At 44.5% G+C, this 23,167-nt stretch carries 20 protein-coding genes; 4 read left to right on the plus strand and 16 right to left on the minus strand.

Translation table 11 applies throughout. The annotated features are described in order from the left end of the window. Positions 1–153: 153 nt before the first annotated feature. From acsB to LPY66_RS02360, 15 genes are all read right to left on the minus strand, one after another. Positions 154–2,280 (minus strand): acetyl-CoA decarbonylase/synthase complex subunit alpha/beta, encoded by a 2,127-nt coding sequence (gene acsB / locus LPY66_RS02290; protein WP_337986514.1) that lies wholly within the window; start codon positions 2,278–2,280, stop codon positions 154–156. Between the two features lie 54 nt (positions 2,281–2,334). After that, a complete protein-coding gene (gene acsE / locus LPY66_RS02295) occupies positions 2,335–3,120 on the minus strand; it encodes a carbon monoxide dehydrogenase/acetyl-CoA synthase methytransferase subunit (protein WP_337986515.1) in 786 nt (261 codons plus the stop codon). A 66-nt stretch (positions 3,121–3,186) separates the two neighbouring features. After that, positions 3,187–4,542 (minus strand): acetyl-CoA decarbonylase/synthase complex subunit gamma, encoded by a 1,356-nt coding sequence (acsC, locus tag LPY66_RS02300; RefSeq protein WP_337986516.1) that lies wholly within the window; start codon positions 4,540–4,542, stop codon positions 3,187–3,189. A 52-nt stretch (positions 4,543–4,594) separates the two neighbouring features. After that, complete coding sequence (acsD, locus tag LPY66_RS02305) at positions 4,595–5,539, minus strand: acetyl-CoA decarbonylase/synthase complex subunit delta (RefSeq protein WP_337986517.1); 945 nt, start codon at positions 5,537–5,539, stop codon at positions 4,595–4,597. An 18-nt stretch (positions 5,540–5,557) separates the two neighbouring features. After that, complete coding sequence (locus LPY66_RS02310; protein ID WP_337986518.1) at positions 5,558–6,325, minus strand: ATP-binding protein; 768 nt, start codon at positions 6,323–6,325, stop codon at positions 5,558–5,560. Between the two features lie 37 nt (positions 6,326–6,362). Next, positions 6,363–7,133: an ATP-binding protein gene (locus tag LPY66_RS02315; protein WP_337986519.1), complete on the minus strand. Its 771-nt coding sequence runs from the start codon at positions 7,131–7,133 to the stop codon at positions 6,363–6,365. Between the two features lie 120 nt (positions 7,134–7,253). Beyond that, the gene (cooS, locus tag LPY66_RS02320; RefSeq protein WP_337986520.1) at positions 7,254–9,242 is read right to left on the minus strand and encodes an anaerobic carbon-monoxide dehydrogenase catalytic subunit; all 1,989 of its coding nucleotides are present in this window, start codon (positions 9,240–9,242) and stop codon (positions 7,254–7,256) included. 419 nt (positions 9,243–9,661) lie between these two features. Beyond that, positions 9,662–10,330 (minus strand): DUF1638 domain-containing protein, encoded by a 669-nt coding sequence (locus tag LPY66_RS02325; RefSeq protein ID WP_337986521.1) that lies wholly within the window; start codon positions 10,328–10,330, stop codon positions 9,662–9,664. After that, positions 10,327–11,265 carry an amidohydrolase family protein gene (locus LPY66_RS02330; protein WP_337986522.1) on the minus strand — a complete coding sequence of 313 codons (939 nt, stop codon included), beginning with the start codon at positions 11,263–11,265 and terminating at the stop codon, positions 10,327–10,329. The genes LPY66_RS02325 and LPY66_RS02330 overlap by 4 nt, the downstream gene beginning before the upstream one ends. A gap of 34 nt (positions 11,266–11,299) precedes the next feature. Then, on the minus strand, positions 11,300–12,103 hold the full coding sequence (locus LPY66_RS02335; protein WP_337986523.1) for a methyltetrahydrofolate cobalamin methyltransferase: 804 nt from the start codon (positions 12,101–12,103) through the stop codon (positions 11,300–11,302). Positions 12,104–12,205: 102 nt separating this feature from the next. Further along, positions 12,206–13,051, minus strand: coding sequence for a bifunctional 5,10-methylenetetrahydrofolate dehydrogenase/5,10-methenyltetrahydrofolate cyclohydrolase (locus LPY66_RS02340; protein ID WP_337986524.1), 846 nt, complete (start codon positions 13,049–13,051; stop codon positions 12,206–12,208). Positions 13,052–13,054: 3 nt separating this feature from the next. Continuing rightward, positions 13,055–13,687 carry a cyclodeaminase/cyclohydrolase family protein gene (locus LPY66_RS02345; protein WP_337988004.1) on the minus strand — a complete coding sequence of 211 codons (633 nt, stop codon included), beginning with the start codon at positions 13,685–13,687 and terminating at the stop codon, positions 13,055–13,057. A gap of 128 nt (positions 13,688–13,815) precedes the next feature. Beyond that, the gene (locus tag LPY66_RS02350; protein ID WP_337986525.1) at positions 13,816–15,492 is read right to left on the minus strand and encodes a formate--tetrahydrofolate ligase; all 1,677 of its coding nucleotides are present in this window, start codon (positions 15,490–15,492) and stop codon (positions 13,816–13,818) included. A 47-nt stretch (positions 15,493–15,539) separates the two neighbouring features. Beyond that, positions 15,540–16,445, minus strand: a complete 906-nt coding sequence (locus tag LPY66_RS02355) for a formate/nitrite transporter family protein (protein WP_337986526.1) — start codon at positions 16,443–16,445, stop codon at positions 15,540–15,542. Between the two features lie 89 nt (positions 16,446–16,534). After that, positions 16,535–18,097 (minus strand): methylenetetrahydrofolate reductase C-terminal domain-containing protein, encoded by a 1,563-nt coding sequence (locus LPY66_RS02360; RefSeq protein WP_337986527.1) that lies wholly within the window; start codon positions 18,095–18,097, stop codon positions 16,535–16,537. Positions 18,098–18,438: 341 nt separating this feature from the next. Here LPY66_RS02360 and LPY66_RS02365 point away from each other — a divergent pair, with 341 nt between their 5' ends. From LPY66_RS02365 to queF, 4 genes are all read left to right on the plus strand, one after another. Beyond that, positions 18,439–20,250, plus strand: coding sequence for an ASKHA domain-containing protein (locus LPY66_RS02365; protein WP_337986528.1), 1,812 nt, complete (start codon positions 18,439–18,441; stop codon positions 20,248–20,250). Between the two features lie 71 nt (positions 20,251–20,321). Next, positions 20,322–21,038 carry a GntR family transcriptional regulator gene (locus LPY66_RS02370; protein WP_337986529.1) on the plus strand — a complete coding sequence of 239 codons (717 nt, stop codon included), beginning with the start codon at positions 20,322–20,324 and terminating at the stop codon, positions 21,036–21,038. 274 nt (positions 21,039–21,312) lie between these two features. Continuing rightward, complete coding sequence (locus tag LPY66_RS02375) at positions 21,313–21,852, plus strand: VUT family protein (RefSeq protein ID WP_337986530.1); 540 nt, start codon at positions 21,313–21,315, stop codon at positions 21,850–21,852. Further along, positions 21,842–22,309 carry a preQ(1) synthase gene (queF, locus tag LPY66_RS02380; RefSeq protein WP_337986531.1) on the plus strand — a complete coding sequence of 156 codons (468 nt, stop codon included), beginning with the start codon at positions 21,842–21,844 and terminating at the stop codon, positions 22,307–22,309. The genes LPY66_RS02375 and queF overlap by 11 nt, the downstream gene beginning before the upstream one ends. Before the next feature lie 153 nt (positions 22,310–22,462). Here the strand turns inward: queF and LPY66_RS02385 are convergent, their stop codons facing one another. Continuing rightward, positions 22,463–23,056, minus strand: a complete 594-nt coding sequence (locus tag LPY66_RS02385; protein ID WP_337986532.1) for a hypothetical protein — start codon at positions 23,054–23,056, stop codon at positions 22,463–22,465. Positions 23,057–23,167 lie beyond the last annotated feature (111 nt).

Below are 23,167 nucleotides of genomic sequence, written 5' to 3' on the forward strand. Positions count from 1 at the left end.
TCCTCCTCATATTGCCAGCCTTTAAACCCTGTAACGGCCCTTGGATTGCAGCTCTATTTTTATTATTTCGTCGATTTATGACGGATTACTTATTCGGGATACTTTTTCAAAATTAAGTTATCCTAAAGTACACGTCATTATGAGTGTCAATTTTTACATCAACGGATCCATGGTGAGAGCAGGGTGCCCTTTTTCACTTAGATATTCAAGAACAGCTTCGGATTCGCTGGCAATGGTTTCATCGCAAATCATGTCGACAAAGTTATCGATGCCATACATTTCTTTGGCAGTGGCATTTAATTTATCGGCAACGAATTCTTTGAGTTCTTTTGGCATCCAGACAATTCTACCCGGGCCGCCTTCAGCGGAGATAAATTTCTTAGAAGAGATGAACTGTCTGCCGTGACCCATAAATCCGGGTGTCTGGACACCGCCGCCTGTCATGGAAGCAAGTTCACCAAAGGTCATGCCCACCGGTGATACTCCGGAGAATTCACGGTTGACGATGACAATGCCGTTGGCCTCCGGCATGATTCCGGCGATACACTCAAAGCAGCCGCAGGATGTCATTGGATCTTCCAGTAAGCTGTATAAAGTAATCTGGGTTAAAGCACCTTGGGAATGTCTCTCAACTGTTTTATTTACTTCGTCCCAAATACCTTTCACAGGGTCAAGATCCGGGCCTTTGACAATCGGCTGACACGGGCCGGTAGGATCCAGCTCCTTGGTTGCTTTCGCGTCGAGCCAGCTTACCGCACCGCAAAGTCCAAGCCGTTCCGGTGTAACGATACACACATGGGAAGGCGCGAAGGACTGGCAGAGAATACAGGTATAGAAGGTATCGACACTTTCATCGGTCAGACTAGAGATACGGACATCACGGGCGCTGTACTTAGGTACAACTTGCGCTTCTTTGATTTCTTTGATTTTTTCGGGGTCGGTGATAATCGTAACCTGGCATTTATCAACGACGGCACCGAATTCATCCAGCATTTTGGCATAGAGAACCTCGCCGATATGGCGGAGGCGGAAGCCTTTGTTGTAGGCATCTTTGCCGATACGGATCCAGGTGGTATCCCTTTGACCGACATGCATAATACCTTCAATATAGTTCATGAAATAGTGGATACGTCTTTCCAGTACCGGTTCAAAGTCCGGATTCATATTCTTTCCGGCAACTTCGACCAAAACAGCCAGCGGCATCCGGCCCGGTACTTGGGTGACAACGTCGATATCGTCACCAATCAGGGTAATCTTATGATCTTCAATCTCGCTGATATCACGCTGGGTAACAAGTTCCCAGGAATCAGTACGACCGCCGCCAAATTCTACAAACATCGCATCTTTACGGATTCTTTCACCTTCGAAGGCAGCAGCAAACGCAACCGGAATAGGAATTTCCGTAATTTTGACTTTAATCTGGCGAATCTCAAGAGAGGTTGCAGCCATCTTGTCGTAATCTTTTTGGGTGATAAGCTTCATCGGAACTTCGGCGACATCCTGGTCGGTGACAACAGGGAAGCCGAGGTTAATTGCAGCCGCGCCGCAGGCTACTTTATAATTGCTCAAAGGGCCAACCGCATTGACGAATGCCCGCAGTCTCTTATAAGTGTACCGTTTAAATTCTTCCCAATCGCCAGGCGTAAGAGCACCAAAGATCAGAGCGGCACGAATCGGAATCGTAACGACATGGATGACTGAGGTCATGTTATAGCCAAGCGGCATAACTCGGAACTCCAGGCCAACTTTAACACCCGCTTCAATGGCTTGATCGATCACTTTGCCAACGAGGAACGTCAGTAGACCTTTGGCCTGATATTCCTTAATAATCTTGGCAGCGGATTCGGGATCCGGACATTCACCGATAATAACGGCCTGACCGGGAATGTCGTCCATTACCAGACCGACACCCCAACCGCGGACAACAGCGTCGGTGAGAAAACCCATGCAGGGCGCTTCATACGGATTTTCTTGCATAACATATTTCAGAACTTCGATAATTTCTGAGCAAATGGCAGCAGCCATACCGGCATTTTCTGCTTCCCTCAGCTGTTCTTTTTTAACAATAAAGCTGCGGGCCAGATCTAAAGCGCCTTCAAGTTCCCCCAGGGTGCTAATCTTTTTGCCTGTTATGGCGTAAATCAGCGGCAGGGAGTAAGCAGTGTCGGGAAAAGCTACTTTCTGTTCCCGTCCCTTTAAGGAGATTGCTTTTTCAACATATTCAACTGCGGTAGCGAGGGCTTGGTCTGCGCCTGCAAATATGGTGTTATATAAATTCATGAGTATTCCCCTTTCCGTGGAATTCCCCCAGGCCGTACGTATACGGGGCTGTTTTTACAGCTCCAGGTAGGAATCGGCATACAGCATATTGCCTTTAATCATGTCACACGTTTTAATGGTTTCCATAAGTCTTTGGTCGCAAGGGTTAACAATAGCTGCAGTTAATCCACACTGCATAGCCATTGCACAGTAGGTAGCATCGATAATCGGGCGAACATTTTTCGGTGCGCCGTTGGAAACGTTGCTTAAGCCGGCGTTGGTTCTAAGGCCCATTTCGGTGATTTGGCGAATGGTTTCCAATACTTCAGGCGCTTTCTCCTGCATGCCTTTGATGACCAGGAACAGGGGGTCAAAGAGCAGATCCATCGGATCCATACCCAGCATCATGGCTTTTTCCAACATTTCGGTGCAATAGGTGATACGTTCTTCAACATCAGAGGGAATGCCTTCTTTCGCGCACAGGGCGATAGCCATAGCGTCATTAGCAGCAGCAACATCCAGGAGTCCGAGACGCGGTCCAGCATCGGCAGAGTTGATGATCGGCTTTCCTTTGGAACGGTTATACACTTTGATACCGGCTTCGATGGCTTTCTTATTAGCAGTATCCAAGCAAATAGGCACATTGTCGCATTCGCTTTGCAGGAGCTGTACAGCCCAAGCCATGACTTCTTCGCCGTCTCTTTCGGCAGGTCCGATATTCAAATCAAGATAATAAGCGCCGGCAGCCAGTTGTTCTTTTGCTCTTTGCAGAATGGGTTCAGGGTTGCGGTCCGCAATTGCCTGGCGGATGACCGGAGAAATACAATGGATTCTTTCACCAATTACTAAAAATCTATCCATGTTAGAGCACCTCCACATAATTTGTTCTATCTTTTATACCCAGTGCGAATTCATAACGAATCCGTATTAGTTAATACCTTCCAGCGTTCTCAGGAACTTAGGCAGATGCATTGCCTCATCGGGTCCGATGACGATTTCCCATTCCGGAAGGTTTTCTTGGATATCACCTTTAAGAACAGCCACTTTGCCGGGGATGATCAGCTTACGGCATTTTGTTTTCTCTTCAATACCGGATTCTTTGATGAATTTACTGATAACTGAGCCGCTGAATTTTCCTGCAGCCCATGCCGTAAGAACGGAATACCCGCCAGCATCAGGAATTCCAAACCAAACAGGTACTTTGGATCTTTCTACTTCACCGGAAACAACGAAGTAGGTCAGAGCAAAGTCAACGGTGATAAGAACAGGTGAGTTGTCGCCAGGGTTGTTGATCGGATAGATTTTTGGCTCAACACGCATCGGTTTTTGCGGATCAGTATAGATATTCTGTCTTAAACCAAAGAGCGGAAGAGCACGCGCATAATCGATGTCATCCAGGACAATGATGGAGCCGTATTTCATGGTGAAAAGAGAAGCCAGAGCGACTTCCATGTATTTGTCGCCTTTAGCCAGCTCATTGACAAAGACAACCGAAGGATAACCGAAAGTACGGTCTTGCTCTTTCAATGAAATCCTGCGAATTTGGACGGCGTTGGTAAAAGCTTCACGTGCGGAAGCGATTCCCGTATCTAAGATCAATTCCTTGTAATCCAATTTCTGAACGTTTTCGGCTAAGGCATAGAGTTCATCCAAATTGGCTGCTTTTAAACCTAAGGGAAGTTTTTTATCTTTGACTAGGGCAACCATGGCTTCATAATTGCTGTTCGTAGCACCAAAAACAATCGGCAGCTCATCTTGAACCAGCGGCAACGCATCCTTCAAAACGGAAGCGTCGTCACAGATCAACATATAAGCAACTTTTAATTCCGAAGCTTTTACCTTGTTGATCAGAGACAGGTAAGCCTCTTTGTTGCCGGTATATTGCAAGGCGACGATTTCTGCTTTCATCTGTTCACCAATACGAACATAATCTACTTTTTTCATGTTGGCGATCCGAGTGTCAACTTGTTCCTGGGTCATCGCATCCGTCAGGCATACGGCAAAACGGTTTCTGTTAACAAAAGTTTCTTCATGGCGGAAAAGAACAGTTTCACCGCCGAGCTTGTATTCATTATCGCCCGTTCCAAAGGTGATCGCTTTCATCAAAGGTGCGGTTGATTCAGAGAGTTTAGCCATCGCTTCGTCGCTCATATGGCCGCATTTGCTAATTTCCGCGCCGCCGGCGGCAACCTTCATCGCAAAAGCCATACAGGTGGGGAAACCGCATTCTTTACAGTTGGTTTTGGGAGTCAGTTTATAGATATCCAATCCGGACATTGCCATTTTATATATTCCTCCTTGAAACAATATTTATATCATATACATCGAATCTGAATTATTTCATCGCATTAATAAACGCACGAATTGTCTCAGCTGAACGCGGATGACGTACGACAACGGCATCAGAACCGGCAGCGATGACGCTGGCAGCCGTAGAGATTTCCATGGCAATGCCACGCTCTTCCTGATTGCCCCATTCCGGAGAATCTTCTTCAGTCGACGCTGCTTCCTTGACGTTCCACGTATCGAAAGAAACCGGGGTAATAATCGGCATCTGAAGCGTCTTATCATTCTGGCCTAAACCAGCAAGACGGATACGGTCCATCGTTGAAGCCACATATTCAAATCCATAGCCGACAGGGGCGCTGCCGACATTCATGACAATACTTTCGTTTTTAATTTCAAGTTGATTAATTAAAATGTTTAATTGTTTGGCAAGGTTAATGTCGACGGATGATTCGGCAGCAACCTTATGTTTGTAAGCCGTGACACCTGCTGCAGCGACCGTTTTATAGTTGTCTTCCACAGCGGACATAAGTAAGACGTTTTTGCCTTCCAATACTTCGGCGACTTTCTCAAATAGCTTAAGATCTTTCTCATGATTCTGCGTACCGGCAATCACAAGAGGCGTTTTAATTGCTGCAGCAACTTCCTTAGCTAAAGCAGCACATTCGTTCACCGGTTTATTTAAACCGTTCGGGTCGGCGCCTTCAAAACGCAGACAAATAAAGTCAGGTGCATATTTTTCTTCTACCGCTTTCGCCCAAGCGACCGTACTGTCGATAGCAGAACCGTAAAGTGCCTTCAGCGCAGGAATCCAGCTCTCAGGATAAACATCAAGGATTTCCAAGCCAATTTTGGTACCGCTCCCGGTTTCACCGTCAAAATTATAGAACGGTAATGCGTTTTGACCACCAAGTGATAAGGTGTTTTCCCCTGTCCCTAATTCGAGATTGTTAATGCTTCCACTATACTTTTGGACTGAGGTTTTAAAAGCCACTAGAATCTCCTCCTTTTACTATAAACCGATTTTTTGACAAATATTTTTAACTGCCTGTTTGGATAAACTGTCATCAGGCAGTTTGACTGAAGGTATTCCCTGGGTGTCATAATCATAGACGAGTGGATCGAGAGCGATGACTCCCAGTAGCTCCAGGCCTTGCAGGGCTATTTCTTCCTTAATACCCTCGCTCAACTGCCCTTCAGGAGCTTTATTGATGATTAAGTACTGTTCTTTCACTTTCAGACCCAGTTCCTTAACCAGCTTATTGATACGGCCGACGGCCTGAACGCCGCGCCGTGAGCAATCACTGACCAAAAGCAGAATATCGATACTTCTGGCAGTACCTCTGCTTAAGTGTTCCATACCTGCTTCATTATCCATGATGACATAATCGTAATCTTCAGAGACTTTATCCAGTTGTTCTCTTAAGATCGTGTTGACGAAACAATAACAGCCTTTGCCTTCGGATCTACCCATGACGAGCAGATCATAACCATTGCCTTCAGAAATACTGGCATTTAACTGGTAGTTCAGATATTGCCCTTTGGTCATTCCGCCAGGAAATCCGTCGCGCATGGTCTCGCGCCTATTGACTTCTTCTTTGATCTCCCCGAGTGTTGTCTCGACTTCTATGCCAAGCACCTCATTTAAGTTGGCGTTGGCATCGGCATCCACAGCGAGAATAGAGCCTTTCTTCTGCTTGATCAGGTAGTCAATAATCAGACCTGTTATTGTGGTTTTCCCTGTTCCGCCTTTACCGGCCAGTGCAAGTGTCTTTCCCATAATCATTCCCCGTTTCACCTATGTGCTCGTATATGGTCTATATCAGGGCACTTAATTTGTCTTTAATCGCTTTGACCTCGTCAACAACTTGACTGTCAGCATAAGGGGACCGGTCAGCCCTGTCGGAATGGACAACATTCTGACTGTAGGTGATAAAGCCAAGACAGGCGTCGGGATCGACGTTTGCAAGGACATAATCCTTATCTGCCTGATCTTTGATTTTATTTCCCACAACATAAACTTTTTTAACTCCGATATCCGCAGCCAGTTTTTTTATCTTATGGTAGGTTTGCAGGCTTCTGGCTCCGGGCTCGACAACCACGATGAAAGCATTGACTCCCTGAGCGGTACCCCGTCCCAAGTGCTCGATTCCGGCTTCCATATCCATGACGACAACATCTTTATTATGCAGGACAAGATGTGAAGTCAGCCGTTTCAGAAGGACATGTTCAGGGCATACACAGCCCGATCCGCCGTTTTCTACCGTACCCATGGTAAGAAGGTTAACGCCATTATAGCGGGTACAGTATTTATCAGGAATGTCATCCACTTGTGGATTCAATTTGAACATTTTGCTAAAGGAGTCACCGGGTGTGTTCGTACGTTCGGCAATCATTTCTTTCATTTCCGCAATGGGTACGATTCCGGCAATAATTTCTTCCGGAAAGCCTAACGCCAAAGCGAGATTCGCATCGGGATCAGCATCGACAGCCAGTACACGAAAGCCCTCCGCCGCATATAATCTGCTTAAGATGGCAGCAAACGTCGTTTTGCCTACACCGCCCTTGCCGGTAATTGCAATTTTCATATGAACACCCCGTTTCTCCTATAGATAACCCTTCATAAGGTTAATTTGCATTAAAGGATAGATATTTAATCATACATTGAAGGTTTTTTTCTGTTTTTCGATAGCGCGTCAGGATGAATATTAAAACCCTGCCGGAGTTAAATCATCATACCCCGGAACATTCATTCTCTGATTGTTAAGGGCATCAACATGTGTTCTCTTCTCCTCAATCCGAGCTAAGATTTTTTCAGCGGCTATTTCAGGATTGGTCTCAAAGAAAAATTTCGCCCCAACGCTGTTTTCCAAACGGTTGGTTAAGATATCAGTTACTTCAGGGCTTCCTGTAACCGAAGGGATAACGCCGAGGAAGGTATCGATACCGGAGGTGACGACATACGTGCCGATGGCAACAGCTTTTTCCGACATCCATTCCATGGCTGCGCCGACGACAGGAAGTTCGCTCATATCCAGACCAAGGATCTTAGCCACTTCACCGACTAAATTCAAAATTCGGCTGTTATCGACACAGGAGCCCATATGCAGGACAGGCGGAATGTCTGCCAGTTCGCATACTTTTCTTAAGCCTTCGCCGCAGTATTTAATCGCATCATCACTGAGAAGTCCCGCTTTAGAAGCGGCCTGAGCAGCACAACCGGTAACGACCACAATGACATCATTGGCCAGTAGCTCTTTAATGAGTGTAACGTGGCTGCTGTCACCTTTAATCTTCGGGTTATTACAGCCAACAACACCGGCGGCCCCCCTTAATACACCCGAGACCAAACACTGAGCCAGCGGTTCGAATGTACCTGGTTTATGAGTATAGGAGTTGACGACAAGATTTAACTGGTTGATAATACCTTCATTGCTGTAGCCGATTCGGGATACTTGTTTATAGTCAGGTATTGAAACCTTATCCTGAGCTCTGTTCTTATAATTCTCAATGGCGACGCGGACTATTCCTTTGGCACATTCCAAAGCGTTATCTTTATCAAACTCAATGTGCATGGCGTCTGTGATTCTAGCAGTGCTGGATGTTGTAATGAATTTTGTGTGGAAACATTTTGCCAAAGGAGCAAGCGCAGGGAAAATACACTGTACGTCAACAATCATTGCTTCAACGGCGCCGGTGGCAATGCACAGCTCTTGTTGATTAAAACTACCCGCCGTTTTGATACCATGACGCATAGCAACCTCATTGCCGGTGCAGCAGACACCAACGAGATTAATGCCTTCAGATCCGACTTCTTTAGCCAGCGCTTTCAGTTCGGGATCTTCAGATGCGAGAACGATCATTTCCGATAAAGATGGATCATGTCCGTGCAATACAATGTTGACCATACCTTTATCGATAACACCCAGATTCATTTCCAGCTCGCGCGGCATGGGCGTTCCGAATAAAATATCACTGAATTGCGTTCCGATATAGGAGCCGCCATAACCATCGCTAAGTGAGGTTCGCATCGATAGGTTTATCATGCTTTCAGCATCAGCAGTACATCCCATATGTGTCGCGTGCAATATAGAAACGACTTCCTTATCAATGGCTTCCGGCTGCAGTTTGTTCTTCTGCCAGACAGCTTTTCTCTGTTCAGGTAAGCTCGTAGGCAGTGTCATGTTGCCAAACGGTCTGCCAAAATCGTATAAAGCCGCCTCGGATAGTTCATGGGCAATAGCATAAATATCCTTGCCTTCAGTTTCAATACCCCAAGCAGCCGCCAAGTTCAGCAGTTTCTTTTCATCCTTGATTTTGTAATCACCGTCTGGACGGATGGAATGAAGCACGTGGGCGATATGCCGGCCATGGTCGGAGTGAGCCGAGGTACCGGCAGCGACCATACGGGCATAATGACGGGAGGCGATGACATCGGCCGTCGCGCCGCAGACCCCTTTTTGAACCCCTTTACCCGGTATCGGGCTGACCCGGCAAGGACCCATTTGGCAAATTCGGCAGCAAACACCTTGTTCACCGAAGCCGCATTGGGTTTTCAGAGCGGCTTTTCTGTCCCACATGGTATCTAAGCCATTTTCCGCAGCCTTTTTGTACATTTCCTGCGTCGCCAGATCCAATGAGATGGTGGTTTCATCGAGTACCTTTTTCTCTTCGGGTACTTTTGTTTTTTCGTCCATTGCGATTTCCTCCTCAAATTTATTAACTTGTGTGTTGTTGAGAAATCGTAACCTGCAACAATCAGTTAATAATTTATATAAAAAGTGTACCTAATATGAAGTTACTAGGTAATAGGGAGCACAGAATTTACAGATATTTCAGAATTGTTTTGTCTATATAGTATATAATTAATTATTTCACAAGCATATAATTCTGTTGTAAAAGAACTGAAATGGTGTGTGAAATGCATGAAATGAATTATCAACCGTTTTAATTGTATATATACGTATATATAGATTATTGTAACACCATCATTATATCAGGCAAGTATAGAACTGTATATACATATTTCAAACTTAGTTTGTAAAAATTATCACAAATTAGAACAAAAAATAAAATCGATACGAATAATTGCTAAATGTATTATAAGAACGGTATACTAGCGGCTGACACTGGAGAAATGATCCATCGTGATTTCTTGACCTTTAGGAATATAAATAAAGTGATTACTGTTATGCTTAGTAATAAGTTCATCCAAAAGCCACATATCATTTTTTTCCATTATGACTTCTAAATCAAAGGTTGAGGCAATTTTGTCTGTCATTGCTGTATGAGAACACAGTTCCCGTGAGTCTGAGATACCCGTGTCGATAAACATCAGATAGTTATATTCTTTCAACATGGCTTTAAATATTCGCTTGGTCCTGACCTCGCCGTATTTTTCCAGTGCGCGTTCATGCTCATGTAGAATATTATTCGAGCTTTCAAGCCAGCCTTTGCTTAAGAAGTAAGTTCGCGCTTTTCTTACGAACTTTTGATTTTCTTTGCTTAGCATTATTTCAATACAATCTTCCACTTTAGGAATAAATAAATCCGCAGTGGTAGCCTTTAGGCCTACAGTCGCAAGCCCACAGCTGCCGTAGACTAAAAGAATATTTTCACAAGGCGGCGCGTTGTCAACTTCGTGCTGTAGTTTTTCTCTGAGTTTATTTGGATCATTATGGTATTCTGTGGGAACCCAAATCACTGGCAAGGTAAGCTTGGCTTTTCCCAGTGCTGCAGAGAGCTCACCTTTTAACATTTCACAGCTGATAATCATCGTACTCATGATGCTCCACCGACCTCGTCTGTGTTATTGAAGACAATAGCGATATCGTGTTGCTCGAGGTTTAAAGCTTTCATCCCGTTGACACGAGCCGCGGATAAGATTGTTTCTTTCTTGATGCCAGTACTTGCAAGATGATCAAGTTCATCAAAAAATCCTTTGCCATGGCAAACAGCATGAGACCCCGCATCGCTTCCTGCAGCTACTCTAACGCCCAGTTCAAAAGCTTTTGCTACTTTTTGCGTGTGGGCGGCGTAGATTTGTTCAATGATTTGTATCTCATTTTTAAAGCGTAAGTCGTTTTGTTTGACTAAATTTCCTAACGGAGCTAACGTAGGAACCCAAACCGTATCGTTCTCTAGCATAAGATAAAGTTCATCATCAGTCAGAAAATAACCATGCTCTATGGTATCTGCTCCTGCCAATATAGCCATGCGTACGGCAACGGCTGTGTAAGCGTGAACCATGACGTTCAGATTTTTATCCTTAGCCGATTGTATCATATAATAAAGTTCATCAAAAGTAAAATTAATGGCATCCACTTTACCAAATTGACTAAAATCCATAATACCAGTGAAGGGTATTTTCAGATGATCCGGTTTGAAAGACAGAAGCCTGGCGAATTCATCTTTGAATTCTGCCATATCGGCAATCGGTCTCCCCAAAAAGCTGCCATAGCGCCCTTTTTTGTAAAGGGCATAGACAGGTGTTCTGAGAATCATTCCTTCCTCCATAGCCAGTTCTCTGGCGTATAGAGATACATTGAGGTTATCGCCGCCATCGCGAAGGAATCGAATGCCAAGAGATTTATATTTTCGAAGAACAGCTCGGAGGATATTTAAATCAGGGGTATCCTTATGCTTAAGTCTGGCTTGCTTGAAATCGATACCATCCAGAGCCAGATGAATATGAGCATCAATCAATATATTTTCTTGCATGGCCAATCCACCTGGCTTTGTTGGTATTTTCATATTATTTTACGGGTCCGATTTTTCCTTGTCTGAAGGCCGTGCTGAACTTTCTGCAGTTTCTGTCTTTGCCCATCAGCGCTTCCGTTGCAAGTAGGGTTGCAATCATATCTCTGCTGCAGGGATCCATAATGGCGGAGTCCATACCGAAGAAAGTAGCCAGGGTAAGGAAGTTTTGGTTAACCACTTTTCTCAGCGGCATACCAAATGAAATGTTGCTTAAGCCGGAAGTGATTTTAATCGTCGGGTAAAGCTCCTTAATCCGGGTCATGCTTTCCTGGAAAGAATACATCGACTTGTTATCGGTAGCCAAAGCAATGACAAGCGGATCGATATGAATTCTGTCCGGGGTGATACCGTATTCAGCTGCTTTTTCGACCATTTCTTTGGCAATGCGGACACGCGTATCGACATCTTTGGGGATGCCGTCGTTGTCGCAGGTCAAAGCGATGACTTCCCAGGTGGTTCCCTGAATTAAGGGATAAATGACATCACATTTGTCACCTTCCATGGATACGGAGTTAATCAAACCAGGTCGTTGCGCATACTTGAATACGGCTTCGATCGCATGCGGGTTGGGGCTGTCAATACAAAGCGGAGTCTCAACAGCATCCTGGATAACCTCCATCAACCATTTTAAGGTTTCTACTTCAATATCCGGGGTTGTGCTGGCACTGACATCAAGGAAATCAGCACCGTCGTTGGTCTGATCGATTGCTCTTTTACGGATAAATTCCGCGTCTCTGGCTTCGATCGCTTGCTTGACGATAGGGATAGTTCCGTTGATTTTTTCACCAATAATAATCATTGAAAACGACGCTCCTTTTATTTGTATATACATGTATAGCCAAATATGTATATACATGTATACGCATAGTATAACTCCGCTTTCGCTGATGGTCAATAGTTACTATTTATTTTTAGCGGCTCTGACACAGTTTTTCATCAGAATTGTCGTTGTTATGGAGCCGACACCACCCGGAACAGGCGTGATCGCTTTGACCTTATCGACAACATCATTATAATCGATGTCGCCGCAATAGGTACCGTCGCCGGCATCATTTGTTCCGACATCGATGACAACTGTCTGATCGGTGACATACTTGGAATCGATCATTTTTGCTTTGCCCATCGCAGCAACAATGATGTCTGCCGCTTTGGAGATTTCCGGCATGTCTTTGGTCCTGGAATGGCACATAGTCACTGTGGCGTTTTGCTTTAAGAGCATCATAGCCAGGGGTTTGCCTACGACAAGGCTGCGGCCCATGACGACGACATTGGCACCGCTAAGATTAAAGCCGTAGAAACTGAGCATTTCCATAACAGCCGCCGGGGTGCATGGGAGAAGACCACTTTCGTCGCCTTCGAATACTTTCGCAAGGTTCAGCGGATTCATGCAGTCAATATCTTTGTCAGCAGAAATCAGGTGCTTGATGACTTCTTCGTCCAACTGTTTCGGAAGCGGTCTGAAAAGAAGGATTCCGTGAACGGAAGGATCGTTATTGACATCGGTCATGACTTTCGTGAAATCTTCCATGGTAATGTCCAGGTCGAGGGGGTAAGTCTTGACGATGATTCCCATATTTTCGGCATTCTTGATGACACTGTTTTCGTAGAAGACATCGTCAGGACGGGCGCCGACGCGGATGATTCCGAGACAGGGATTGGTGCCTTCCGCTTTGAGGGCCGCAACTTCCTGTTGAAGATTTTCTTTCATTGCTTGAACAACGGGTTTAGCGCTAAGTATTTGACTCATGTCTTATTTACCTCCTGTGATTGCATTCTGAACGTCAGCAAAAATTCTGTCCGCTTTCGCAGTATATTTCGTGACAAGGTCATTTAATTCGGTTTCAATCTTTTGTTTGAGATCCTGATCTTTCATGATTTGGGTGTTGATCAGAACATTGAGTTTTGCACCTTCCAGAGCGGCTTTGAGGAAAGTAACACCAACGCCGACATCACTGATGGCAATCCGCGTTCCTTTTTGAGCGAATTCTTCCTGGAGATCAATGCCCTCGGCACAACATCTGGCAATATCGAGGGGAACCAGCGTGGCTTTAACTAATGCTTTCTGCAGGGTTTCTTCTTTAATACGGGCTTCTTCTTCTGTGTTCTTAGGCAGTCCGTATGCTTGGGAAAGAGGATAGAACGCATCTGCGTCTTCCATTACCAGTTCCTGAAGTTTGGCGATAATTTTGTGGCCTTTTTCCATCAATACAAGAACATCCGCTTCGACATCAGCGTATTTCTTCTTGCCAACGGTCAGACTGCCAACCATAACACCGAGAGCAGTACCAATAGAGCCTACATAAGCGGAAGCACCGCCGCCGCCGGGGATGGGTTCTTTCGTAGAAAGGACTTGAACAAAATCTTTACAGCTTTGGTCTAACATCGTCATATGTTATCCATCTCCTTTAATATATTTTGAAAATAAAAACCTACTACTGATAGAATGAGATGGTAGTAGGTTACCTAGCTGCCATCTCATTCGCATTCTCATTTTATACTATTTAATTTATCTTAGAATAAGCCGGAAATCTTACCTGTGCTGTCAACATCAATATTTTCAGCGGAAGGTACTTTCGGCAGACCAGGCATGGTCATGATATCACCGGTCAGGGCAACAGCAAAACCAGCGCCGGCAGAGATTTTAACATTGCGGATCGAAATCCGGAAGCCGCTCGGACGACCTAATTTCTTCTGATCGTCAGACAGGGAGTACTGAGTCTTAGCCATGCAGACGGGAACATCTTTGAAGCCGATTTTTTCAATGTTCTCGATGTCAGCGGAGCTGGAGCCAATGAAGTCAACACCGTCAGCGCCGTAGATCTTGGTAGCGATTGCGGTGATCTTGTCTTTGAGACCCATGTTGTTGTCATAAGCGAACTGGAAGTTATTCGGGGTGTCAACAAGGCGCAGGACTTCTTCAGCCAAGGCTTTGCCGCCAGGGCCGCCTTTTTCCCAAACTTCGGAAAGAGCCACGTTAACGCCGAGTTTCTTGCATTCTTCTTCAACCATAGCGAGTTCGGCTGCAGTGTCGAGCGGGAATTTGTTAATGGCGACAACAGCCGGCAGACCGAAGTTAACCGTGACGTTTTCAACATGCTTTAAGAGGTTCGGTAAGCCTTTTTTCAGAGCTTCCAGGTTTTCGTTGTTCAGGTCGGCTTTGGCTACGCCGCCGTGGGATTTGAGCGCACGAACAGTAGCGACGATAACAACGGCAGACGGACGCAGACCGCTTAAACGGCATTTGATATCGATGAATTTCTCAGCACCGAGGTCCGCACCGAAACCAGCTTCGGTTACGACATAGTCGCCGAGTTTTAGAGCGATCTTAGTCGCCATGACGCTGTTGCAGCCATGGGCGATGTTCGCGAAAGGTCCGCCATGGATGAAAGCGGGAGTATGTTCTAAGGTTTGTACCAGGTTCGGTTTTAAAGCATCCTTCATCAGAGCACCGACGGCACCTTGGCATTTCAGCTGGCCGGCAGTAACAGGCTCGCCTTTGCGGTTGTAAGCGACGATGATTTTTTCAACTCTCTTTTTGAAGTCGTCAATATCGCTGGACAGGCAGAGGATAGCCATGATTTCAGAAGCAACCGTTATGTCGAAGCCGTCTTCACGCGGTGTGCCATTGGCTTTGCCGCCAAGGCCGTTGACCATGGAGCGGAGCTGACGGTCATTCATATCCATACATCTTTTCCAGGTAATTCTGCGGACATCGATATCCAGTTCGTTACCTTGTTGGATATGGTTGTCGAGCATGGCAGCAATCAGGTTGTTGGCTGCGCCAATCGCATGAAAGTCACCGGTGAAGTGCAGGTTGATGTCTTCCATCGGAACAACCTGAGCATAACCGCCGCCGGCTGCGCCGCCTTTAACGCCGAATACAGGGCCTAAGGATGGTTCACGCAGGGCGATAACTGTTTTTTTGCCGAGGTAGTGGAGCGCATCTCCTAAACCAACGGATGTGGTGGTCTTACCTTCGCCGGCAGGAGTCGGGTTGATAGCGGTAACTAAAATCAGTTTCCCGTCAGGAGTATTTCCCTTTTCCGTAAGGATGTTGTAGTCGACTTTGGCTTTGTATTTGCCATAGGATTCCAGATAATCCTCCGGGATCTCCAGTTCTTTGGCTACCTCAAGGATAGGCAGCATGGTTGATTCTTGGGCGATTTCGATATCACTTTTAAAAGCCATTGTGTTTTTTCCCCCTTTTTTTAGATTATTTGCGCTTTTGCTCAACTTTATTTAGCTTTTTCAAAAGCACTATCATATTTTTTTTGTACAAGATTATCAACGTTGACATGCGCTGTTGATTTCTTTTGGTACATATGGCTTAACCAATAGAAGATTCCAACGAAAAGACTGCCGCCGATAATGTTACCGAGTGTAACCGGGATCAGATTGGCGGTAATAAAGGTGCCCCAATTCAAGTGGTCCAGTTTTTCCGGGGTGACACCCAGCGTTGCAGCCTGAGCGACCCATGTCGGATTGGCTTTGGCCAGGATCCCCACAGGGATATAATACATATTGGCGATGCAGTGTTCAAAACCGGAGGTAATAAATAACCAAATCGGGAAGAAGATGGCTAAGAGTTTTCCGGTAATGTCTTTAGCCGCACTAGCCATCCAGACAGCCATGCAGACCAGCCAGTTACACAGGATCCCCATAAAGAAAGCCTGTGAAAAAGTTAACCCTGTTTTGTAGGCAGCAACTTTAATTGAAAAACCGCCTAACAGTCCGGCTGAAAAACCAAATTGGTTCGAATTGATGATAAATAAAACAATCAGCATCGATCCAATGAAGTTGCCGATGTAAACAATACCCCAGTTCCGAAGCATTTTAAGCCAGGTGGATTCCTTCTGCAGAAGCGAGACCACAATGAGCGTGTTCCCTGTGAACAACTCGGCACCTGTAATAACGACCATCATCAGCCCGGTGGCAAATAAGGCACCGGCGAGGGCCTTGCCAACACCGACAGAGGCGATGGTGTGAATGGCTACATTGGAGCCTTCCGCCGCAAAAGCGATGAAGGCTCCAGCCAGTATACCCAGTAAAAGCAGTCTGAATGCCGGTGAATTTGACTTGTTTTTCCCGATCTCAACAAACCCTTCAGTAATCTCCGAAGGTGCTTTAAATAGCTTTTCCATTTCTCCAACTCCAATTATACCTGTATTTATCCTTGTTATAAAGGAAAAATATGACATGAAACAAGGATTTTTCTTACTATTCTGATATATTATTTATCCGAATTCTTTTTTGCTTTCGGCTTGATTTTGAGTCTTTCCGCGGAATGGTCATCCCCTTCATAGAAGTTGATCCAACCGGATGTGTGCTGTTTTGACCAGTCGTACAGATCAACATGATAGGAATTGAGCTTCTCTTCCTCACCGTAGCGTGACATACGGTCATAGGCCTGGACCCAAACGCACTTCTGCTTATTGGGATAAACTTCACACCAGTCGTGATAACTGCCTTCACACGGGCCGTTACGCTGGTTCTTAGGACATTTCCCCATGGGGCAGACATACGCCACATCGGTCAGAGCGCAGTCTCCGCAATCCTGACAGTTATACAGGCAGGATTTGGCGAAATGCTCAATACCGTGAAAGGGCTTTTCCATTGCGGAATCTTTGACAGCATGGCAAATACTTTGCATCGGACCAAAAAATGCTTTGTTGGGTACAAATAGCATTTTATGAACCATTCTGGAAACTTTATAGTTAAGATTAAAGCTCGAATCACTTTTGCCGTAGTCATTGGATTTTTCCGGCTTATTTAAACCGGTCTTCTCATCTTTAGCATAGACATAGAAGCCGTTTTTCTGCGGATAATCAAATTCCTTGACATAATCCAGCCAATTGGCAGCAAGTTCATTGCCGCGGTCAATAACATATTCGATTTGTTCATAGGTGGTATTATGTCCACCGAGGTGAACGCCTTTATAGCCCATACCTTTAAGAATAGCAAAGAGTTTGGCTGCTCTTTCCAGCATGGCTGCTGCGCCTTTGTCGCTGCTTTGTCTTTCTTGATCCAGTTCAGCAACCAGTTTATCCGTAACCACACAGCCCGGGACTTTATTCATGTTCATGGCTTTACCCGCACCATAGGTCAGCAGATAAATATTTCCCATCAGGTTGGCATTGATATTATTGTGTTTGGCATATTGATATAATTCATGGTATTTTCGAACATCATAACCGACCTGAGGAATAATAAATTGGGCACCGTTTTCCACTTTTTTTCTCATTTTGGAGTATTGGAGCATCTGTTCCGCTTCTGTTGCTTTAAAAGGCGAAACAGCCGCACCGGCATAGAAATGAGTCGGTTTAAGTTTCGTACTGCCCTTGGCTGTGGGAAGCTCTAAACCGTCGTTCATTTTAGCTACCATCTTCAGAAGCTGGGTCGAATCCATATCAAATACCGGTTTCGGACGTCCGAAAACGTTCCCGAGGTCATAGTCTCCGGTCAGTACCAGTAGATTATGAAGACCGGAACGTTCCAATGAATCGAGTTGGCTTTCCAACTGGGTACGGTTTTTATCTTTGCAGGCCAGGTGAATCAGGACTTCCATACCGAGGTTTTTTATCTCTCGGCCAATACCCTCAGGCTGGATACCCACGTTACCGCCGGGATTGTCCGTCAAACTGACACCATGGACCTTTTTCCCTTTAGCCGCCTGTTCAGCCAAAAGGAGTGCTTTTTCCTGAGACACTTCACTTGAGCCGCGACCGGGTACAAGCTCCCAAGTAACGATGAACTCGTTAGGATCCAGCATCGCTTTTTTAAAAGCGTTCTCCATTAATATCCCCCTTTTCTTAATAAAATGGTTAGAATAAGATAATAAGTGCATGGGATATCCGGATAAATGGTTGGCAGGTATACCAAAAACATATCCGGATAAGGTATAATATAAATGAAAAATATTGTATACTATTGTATATACAGGCTCTTTGTGTTTATAATATATCATCACCATTTTCAATAGTCAATATATCCTGTATATAACTTGTAAGTTTTTTTGTTTAATTTTGTCATCATACTTCGATATTTGCCTTTCTTCGTCAAATACGAGTACAGCATTCTTATTTCAGAATATCTTAGCGTTTATATAAAAAATAATTATCGTGAAAGGACTAAATCATGATTAAAGTATTATTTCCCAACCAAAATGCAGAGATACACGCTGACGAGAATGAGACCATCGCTGTTGTGAGTTCAAAACTCGGATATCCGCTTGATTTAGTATGCGGCGGCAAGGGGACCTGTCAAAAATGTAAGGTTGAGATCGAAAAAGATGGCCGCCGGCAGGAAGTACTCGCCTGCCAGGAAAAAGTAAGCGATGGACTGATTGTCTATCTCACGGATGACAATATTATTCATCAAGCAACCATATTAACGGAGAGTCTGGAAACAGATATCGTGATTGAATCATCCATACGGAAAATATTTTTAGATAGAAATGCGTTAAAGACACCTGCCTATGAAGGGGATTGGGAGCACATTGCTATCCAGCTGGGATCTGATCTTCAAACACCGGAATTGCCGTTACTGCAAAAATTGTCAGTCCTGATGCAGCGGGAAGATACCGAGGGATTAACCTTTACCATGAAAGATAATACGGTACTGGATATTGAAATTAATAATACTGTCGCTCACAATTACGGATTAGCGGCTGACCTTGGCAGTACATCGGTGGTTATTTATCTGTTTGACTTGAACAATGGCAAGAAATTAGGTACGTATTCCGCTCTCAACGGGCAGATTGCCGAAGGCGCCGATGTTATTTCCAGGATCATGGCAGCCATTAATCATCCGGATGGGATACACCTGCTGCAATCGAAAGTCGTCAATACAATCAATGACCTGATTGACCAGGCTGTTCAGGAAAATCGCATTCAACGGGAGAATATCTATACACTGGTTATTTGCGGGAACAGTGCCATGCAGCACTTATTTCTTGGATTGCATCCCGGGTCTTTAGGCAAATCACCCTATAAAAATGTTATTTTAGGTGATGTTGAAGCATCCGGAAAAGAACTTGGCATCGGGATCAACCCTCACGGTATCGTTCATTTTCTTCCCCTGATCGGTGGTTTTGTCGGAGCGGATACATCTGCGGTTCTGCTGGCCTTGCCAGAGTCGGAGCTTAAAGGAAAGAAATTAATTATTGATCTGGGGACCAATGGCGAAATTCTGCTTGGTAATGGCAAGAAGTGGCTGGCAACATCGTGTGCGGCCGGCCCTGCTCTGGAGGGGGCAACGATCCATTATGGCATGCGCGGTACCAATGGCGCCATCGAACGTGTCAAATTGGCTAACGGTGCGGTTAAAATTGAAGTAATTGGCAAGGAAAAAGCGAAAGGGATATGCGGTTCCGGGATCGTCGACGCCATCGGTGAAATGTTTAAAGCCGGTCTGATCACTGAACAGGGGCGTATGTTGACCCGGGAGAATTATTTGGAGATCTGCTCACCGGAAAATGCCGGGTTTGCAGACAATTTGGATACCGTCGACGGGGTCAGGGTTTTTTATCTCACAGACGAAGATCAAACAGTTGACAAGGGCAGGATCTATATCGATCAAAGGGATATCCGATCCGTTCAATTAGCCAAAAGTGCCCTCTACACCGGCTGTGTTTTATTATTAGACGAATTAGGCATGCACGGAGAGGATTTGGATGAAATCCTTATTGCCGGCGCGTTCGGCAATTATATTGATGCCGATAATGCCCAAGTGGTTGGTTTATTTCCCAAATACGAGAATGTTCCTATCCGTTCCATCGGTAATGCGGCCGGGGCAGGCTCCACAAATTATTTACTCTCTCGGCCCGTACGCTCCGCAACCCCGGGTATATTAGCCACAGTCGGTCATTTTGAGTTGGCAGCCCATCCTTCATTTCAGGAAAAATATTTAGAGAATACAAAATTCGAAAAAATTGGCAATAATTATTAGTGGGTGATGGATTTTTTGATAGGGTTATATGTATAATGATATCAAAATAATTCTCAATTAAGGAGAATAAAATGGAAATACCGATTTATCAGCATATTATTGAAGAAATTAAGAAGAAAATTACCGATGGTATATTGAAGCCGGGTGACGCCATTCCGTCCGAAAATGCCTTATGTGAAACGTATGGCGTCAGTCGGATGACGGTTCGCAAGGGTCTGGCGATTCTTGTCAATGAAGGGTACATCAGTTCTATCCCGGGTAAGGGCAGCTTTGTGAATGAGCCGGACTCGAAACTGTATACGTTATATTATAATGAAATGGCCAATCTCATTAATAGTATTGACTCAACCAAAATGATTGAGGTTAAAATTATCCTGCCGACACCGAAACTCATCGATAGTTTAAATATCCCCCGCAATAAAAAGGTCATCATGTTTAAACGGATCTATTACAGCAATGGAGAAGCGGTAGCTTACGATGAAAAATACCTGATCTATTACAAAGGGATGCCTATCGTCGAAAAGGAAATCAAATACAGAACGTTTCCGGAGATCGTTTCCCAGTACACCTCATTATTTGCCATCAAAAAGGAGTTAACCATATCGGCCCAACTGCCGAGTGAGGAAATCGCGAAGCATCTCTCCCTTTATTCCGTGATGCCGTTATTGGTTGTTGAACAACGGCTTTTCAATACACAGGATAAACCCATCGGTATGGGGATTACGTACTATCGGGGCGATACGTGTAAATTATTTGCCTCTTCGCCGTTCCCGTCTTCTATCGACTGAGTATTGATGGATCATCTTAAAACATCTTCAGATAGTCTTGATGCTATTTACAAGCATAAGGATTAATGCTATTCTTTTCACGCCAAAATAAATAAGACAGTTCGTGATCCATCCTGTCTCTAAACAAAACTAGGGCTGCTGCCGCAAGGCGGTTGGGCACTAGTGTGCCCTTTTTATTTTGGGTAAAAACAGCAAATGTTTAGAATAACGGGATAAACTAAGGAATGATGTGTCGGTTTTATGTTGGCTAATTTATTTAATTGGAGTGAAACGTATGATTTTATTTCTATATTTAGCGGCTATCGTCGTTGCCAATGTGATTACGGCTGCTTTCGTGCCCTTACAGGCGGGTCCCTTTTTGATTCCCTATGGGTCCTGGTTAATCGGGGCGACACTCGTTTTACGAGATATTATCCAAAGGAAATATGGAAGAAAGAAAGCCTATATTGCCATTGTATCCGCTCTGTTGTTATCGGCGCTATCCTCTGTCTTCCTAGGGGATACCTTAGTGATCACAGCCGCTTCGGCCATTTCCTTTTTGCTCTCCGAATCGGCGGATACCGAAATTTACACTCGGTTAAAGGTTCCTTTCCTGGGAAAAGTGTTGACAAGTGGCGTTATCAGCGGAACACTCGATAGTGTCCTCTTTGTCGTCATCGGTTTATCGCCGCTCTTTTCGGGAATATTATCCTGGGATATGATCCCGAATGCCATCCTTGGTCAGCTCATCGTTAAATGCCTCATGCAGGTCATCGGGGTCCTCGTCTTATATGTTATCAAAAATCGCTGGGAGGTTAACAGCAATGCTGGGTAAGGAGATCGATGGACTGTCGCTTTTGGGATCGGGACATACGGATTATGTTTTTGACTATGACCCTGACATATTGGAGTGCTTTGATAATAAGCATCCGGAAAACAACTATTTTGTCAGGCTGAATTGCCCGGAGTTCACGAGCCTTTGCCCGATTACCGGGCAGCCGGATTTTGGGACGATCATTATTAATTATATACCGGATAAAAAACTCGTTGAAAGCAAATCGCTGAAACTTTATCTATTTAGTTTTCGCAATCATGGCAGTTTTCACGAGGATGTCATTAATATCATTTTAAAAGACCTCGTCACCCTGATGGATCCGCGGTATATTGAGGTTATCGGAAAGTTTACTCCCCGAGGAGGCATTTCGATCCACCCCTACAGCAATTATGGACAGAAAGGCACGTCGTGGGAACAGTTTGCAGAACAGAGGCTGCTTTCGGTTAAAATAGATTGAGTATCATAACCTGGCCCCAAACCATAGACGCCAAAATAAAACGGGCGTCTTCTGTTTTTGACGAGATAATAATCACTTCGACATCAGGGGGAAAAGCACGAGTAACTCTACCAAGTACCAGTGCAAAAACCTACTACCTCGAATAATCTTTGCTTAATGTATAAAATCAGAGTGATTTTCATTATTTACATCTAAACCATTTATATATTGTTTTGGATTTTGTTCATTCTTTTCTTTTTCTGTTGTTGTTTTTGTAGTCGGCTGAACATAATTGTTCATTGGTGGAGCATCCCATAGTGATTCATCCCCTAAGAGTGATGTAGCATAAGTAGTACCTAACCCATAAATCGCATGGCTAATTACATATGAAAGGTTACTTCGGGCATCTTTCGGCTTAACTTTATTTGTATCAAATCCACTAAGCATTGCTGTTACTATGGAGCCATAGGTTATACCAAAAAAAGCTCCTTTTGCGAAAAGATTATTTTTTCCCGTCTTGGATAGTATTTGAACCTGAGCAATAGCACCAAGCATGCCTAATCCTATATCCATAATCTGCCCTAGGATTTGTCCATAAGGATTTTTCGCCTCTTTCCTTGAAGAAACCCAAACACCTGATGCAGTTTCCCTAAATGAACGCTGAGATATTTTCTTTCGAAGGAAAATCTCATCTGAGGCTGTTTTTAATACCGTTCCTAATAGACCAGAAACGATTCCAAGAGTTATTCTATCTTTTATTTTTTTCATTCTTTGTATCTCCTACGTGTGTATTTTGAAATTAGGTTTACCTTTTTTATCAAATATTAAGTTTATAAAATTCTGGAAGGTTGAACATAAAAAACTTGTATTGCAAAAGAG

This window comes from Dehalobacter sp. DCM, from assembly GCF_024972775.1.
In the GTDB taxonomy this organism is placed as follows: domain Bacteria; phylum Bacillota; class Desulfitobacteriia; order Desulfitobacteriales; family Syntrophobotulaceae; genus Dehalobacter.

Coding starts and splice junctions, on each gene's coding strand:
- LPY66_RS02350 (WP_337986525.1), bottom strand. CDS start 15,492: ATGGCTTTTAAAAGTGATATCGAAATCGCCCAAGAATCAACCATGCTG.
- queF (WP_337986531.1), top strand. CDS start 21,842: ATGCTGGGTAAGGAGATCGATGGACTGTCGCTTTTGGGATCGGGACAT.
- cooS (WP_337986520.1), bottom strand. CDS start 9,242: ATGGACGAAAAAACAAAAGTACCCGAAGAGAAAAAGGTACTCGATGAA.
- LPY66_RS02370 (WP_337986529.1), top strand. CDS start 20,322: ATGGAAATACCGATTTATCAGCATATTATTGAAGAAATTAAGAAGAAA.
- LPY66_RS02345 (WP_337988004.1), bottom strand. CDS start 13,687: ATGTTAGACCAAAGCTGTAAAGATTTTGTTCAAGTCCTTTCTACGAAA.
- LPY66_RS02335 (WP_337986523.1), bottom strand. CDS start 12,103: ATGATTATTATTGGTGAAAAAATCAACGGAACTATCCCTATCGTCAAG.
- LPY66_RS02360 (WP_337986527.1), bottom strand. CDS start 18,097: ATGGAGAACGCTTTTAAAAAAGCGATGCTGGATCCTAACGAGTTCATC.
- LPY66_RS02325 (WP_337986521.1), bottom strand. CDS start 10,330: ATGAGTACGATGATTATCAGCTGTGAAATGTTAAAAGGTGAGCTCTCT.
- acsE (WP_337986515.1), bottom strand. CDS start 3,120: ATGGATAGATTTTTAGTAATTGGTGAAAGAATCCATTGTATTTCTCCG.
- LPY66_RS02355 (WP_337986526.1), bottom strand. CDS start 16,445: ATGGAAAAGCTATTTAAAGCACCTTCGGAGATTACTGAAGGGTTTGTT.
- LPY66_RS02385 (WP_337986532.1), bottom strand. CDS start 23,056: ATGAAAAAAATAAAAGATAGAATAACTCTTGGAATCGTTTCTGGTCTA.
- acsB (WP_337986514.1), bottom strand. CDS start 2,280: ATGAATTTATATAACACCATATTTGCAGGCGCAGACCAAGCCCTCGCT.
- acsC (WP_337986516.1), bottom strand. CDS start 4,542: ATGGCAATGTCCGGATTGGATATCTATAAACTGACTCCCAAAACCAAC.
- LPY66_RS02340 (WP_337986524.1), bottom strand. CDS start 13,051: ATGAGTCAAATACTTAGCGCTAAACCCGTTGTTCAAGCAATGAAAGAA.
- LPY66_RS02310 (WP_337986518.1), bottom strand. CDS start 6,325: ATGGGAAAGACACTTGCACTGGCCGGTAAAGGCGGAACAGGGAAAACC.
- LPY66_RS02365 (WP_337986528.1), top strand. CDS start 18,439: ATGATTAAAGTATTATTTCCCAACCAAAATGCAGAGATACACGCTGAC.
- LPY66_RS02315 (WP_337986519.1), bottom strand. CDS start 7,133: ATGAAAATTGCAATTACCGGCAAGGGCGGTGTAGGCAAAACGACGTTT.
- LPY66_RS02330 (WP_337986522.1), bottom strand. CDS start 11,265: ATGCAAGAAAATATATTGATTGATGCTCATATTCATCTGGCTCTGGAT.
- LPY66_RS02375 (WP_337986530.1), top strand. CDS start 21,313: ATGATTTTATTTCTATATTTAGCGGCTATCGTCGTTGCCAATGTGATT.